The organism is Actinomyces naeslundii (assembly GCF_001956585.1).
GTDB classification, from domain to species: Bacteria; Actinomycetota; Actinomycetes; order Actinomycetales; family Actinomycetaceae; genus Actinomyces; species Actinomyces naeslundii.
In genome coordinates, this window is sequence record NZ_MSRR01000046.1 from 1 (window position 1) to 3,075 (window position 3,075).

The following is a 3,075-nucleotide window of genomic DNA, read 5'->3' on the forward strand; positions in this document are numbered from 1 at the left end:
AAGCGATGCCCTCAACGCGTGGCGCAGCATGAGAGGTCTGCTGCCAGGGCGAGGCGGCGAGGAGAATCCGCTGGAGGCGTCCATCAAGGGCCGAGTTCAGGAGCAGGTGGATGCCGCCAGCAAGCAATACCAAAAGGTGAACCATTCCGCGCTGGCTGGAGCCGTCACCGAGATGGAGGTGGCACTCAAGGAGCTCAGTGAGGACGACGCCGCAGTCATCGAGGCGGTACGCCACCCAGGCAACTTCGAGACGCACCTCCGACGGCGAACGGCCAGCCACCGCCAGAACGTCGAAGCAGCAGCCGAGCCCTTCTTCAATGACCTGACCCGCATCGTCGCCGACGAGTTCATCTATCGAGCACCGGGCTCACGGACCTTCAACCTTGCCGCACTCAAGCAAGTACTCACAGGCCAAAAACAATTGTCAGACCAGCACAAGAAGGCTCACGAGCACCCAGATAAGATCACCAACAGCATCAATAACACTAGTATGACACCCTCTCACATGCAAGCCGGTAAACTGCTTCGCTTTGGAAATCGCCCCCAGGTCACCGCAGGATTCGTCACACGGGAGGGGCAGGATGAGCTCTTCGACGCCGTCTTCACTCGCGCCGAGCCTCGCACAGTTCTGACCGGGATGCGGGGAAGCGGAAAGACTCAGCTGGCAGCTGCGATTGCGGCCAGGTGCGAGGAGGAGGGCTGGCCCCTAGTCGCGTGGATTCATGCGGCCTCACGCAAGCAAATCATTGCCGACCTCTACGAATTCGCGCTGCGGACCGGTATCGATGCACCGAATAGCATCCCCCTGGAGGTCATCGTTCGACGCCTCATGGATCATTTGCGCTCAGCGGATGGGAGCAACAGTCTCTTCGTCTTCGACAACGTGGAGAATCCCAACGACCTGAGAGACCTCATTCCCGAGAGCACCGGAGTTCGAACCCTCATCACCACCACGCGCCACCTCGACTGGGACGACCTGGGGTGGTTGCGGTTCACGGTTGGCGCCTTCGATCGGGAGCAGTCGATCACCCTCCTGTGCGAGCGTACCGTCGACACTCACCGCGAAGCAGCTGACCGGATCGCGGATGCGCTTGGCGACTTGCCCGTCGCCATAGCCCAAGCCGCCGCGACAGCAAAACAGGGCGGATACACCTTATCCGGCTACCTTGACAGGCTGAGTCATCACCCGCTCGAGTCAAGCATCAGTCCCCTCGAGGGCGACGACTACCCGAACGCCGTCGGCATCGCACTGCTCATGGCATACGAACAGGTCTTGGAGCAGCTCAGAACCAAGCACCCTCAGCAGGAGAGGATCGCCGTATCGCTCCTCGACACACTGTCCCTCCTGACAGCTTCCGGCGTACCGACTCACTGGCTATTGAGGCTCGACAGCGACTCCGACGCAGTACGCGACACCCTGTCTTTCCTGAAGAGCGTCGCTATCCTCCAAGAATCCAGCGACGGCGACAAGACCTTCATTCACTGGCTCCAGGGACACGTGTACCGGGAAACCTACCTTAATGACCAGAAGCAACTCGGTGAGGCGCGTAGGTGCGCTGCAACACTTCTCGGCGGGATGGACGTAGACCACCTAGAGAATCCTGAACAACGGCGACAAGAGACCCACCATCTCATCGAGCAGCTACTCTCAATCACATCACAGGACTACTCTCATTCACTGTTTTCTGAGCCACAAGTGTCTTCCAAGCTCGCCGAGACACTACACGACGCGACCAGCCTTGGGATGTCGCAACTGGCCCTTTGTCTCACTGACTCCGTGACCCAGGCCTGCGACGCCTTGGGCCCCCACCACCCCCACACCCTGGCTTCACGCAACAACCTCGCCAGCGCCTACCGGACGCCGGCAGGCTCGACAAGGCCATCGCCCTGTACGAGCAGACCCTCGAGGACTCCATCCGCGTCCTGGGCACCGACCATCCCGGCACCCTGACCTCACGTCTCAACCTCGCCGGCACCTACCGGGCGAGCGGCAGGCTCGACGAGGCCATCACCCTGTACGAGCAGGTATTCAGCGGCCGCAGCCTCGTCTTGGGCCCCGACCACCGCAGCACTCTGACCGCACGCGACGAACTGGCCGGCATCTACCGGGAAGCGGGCCGATTCGACGAGGCCATCACCCTGAAGAAGCAGATCCTCGCAGACGCCATGCGCATCATGGGTCCCGACAGTCCCGGCGCCTCGGCCGCACGTAACAACCTCGCCGCAACCTACCGGGATGCGGGCAGGCTCGACGAGGCCATCCCCCTGTATCAGCAGAACCTCGAGGACGTCACCCGCCTCTCAGGCCTCGACCATCCTGAAACCTTGGCCTCGCGCGGCACGCTCGCCGGCGCCTACCGGGATGCGGGCAGACGCGACGAGGCCATCCCCCTGTATCAGCAGAACCTCACCGACGTCACCCGCCTCGCGGGTCCCGACCACCCCCACACGCTCAGCTCGCGCAGCACCCTTGCCGGCGCCTACCGGGATGCGGGCAGGCTCGAGGAGGCCATTCCCCTGTTCGAGCAGAACCTTGACGACGTCGCCCGCACCCTGGGCCTCGACCACCCTGGAACCTTGGCTCTACGCCACAGCCTCGCCGGCGCCTACCGGGATGCGGGCAGGCTCGACGACGCTATTCCCCTGTTCGAGCAGAACCTCACCGACTTCATCCGCATTCTGGGTCCCGACCGCCCCGACACCTTCACCTCGCGTAGCACGCTCGCCGGCGCCTACCGGGATGCGGGCAGGCTCGAGGAGGCCATTCCCCTGTTCGAGCAGAACCTCGAGGACCGCACCCGCACCCTGGGACCTGCTCACCCTGTCACTCTCACCTCGCGCGGCAACCTCGCCGGCGCCTATCGCGCCGCTGGAAGAATCGAGGATGCGGAGAAGCTCTTCGGGACGCCGTGAGAATTCTGATTCGGCACCGCTGACCGCTTGTACGATAGCGGCATGGCCGATCCCCTCTCCCTCGCTGTTCTGTCTGCCAGCATCGCCGGGCTGCTCATGCGCGGAGCCGCTGTGGCCGTTGATCCTTCGTGGGGCAGCGCGGCGTCACTGCCAAGCGATGCC

1 pseudogene is annotated in these 3,075 nt (G+C 63.3%); it reads left to right on the top strand.

Annotated elements, in window-relative coordinates:
* The first annotated feature begins 28 nt into the window (after positions 1-28).
* A pseudogene (locus tag BKH33_RS14415) lies at positions 29-2,913 on the top strand (tetratricopeptide repeat protein).
* Positions 2,914-3,075: the final 162 nt, after the last annotated feature.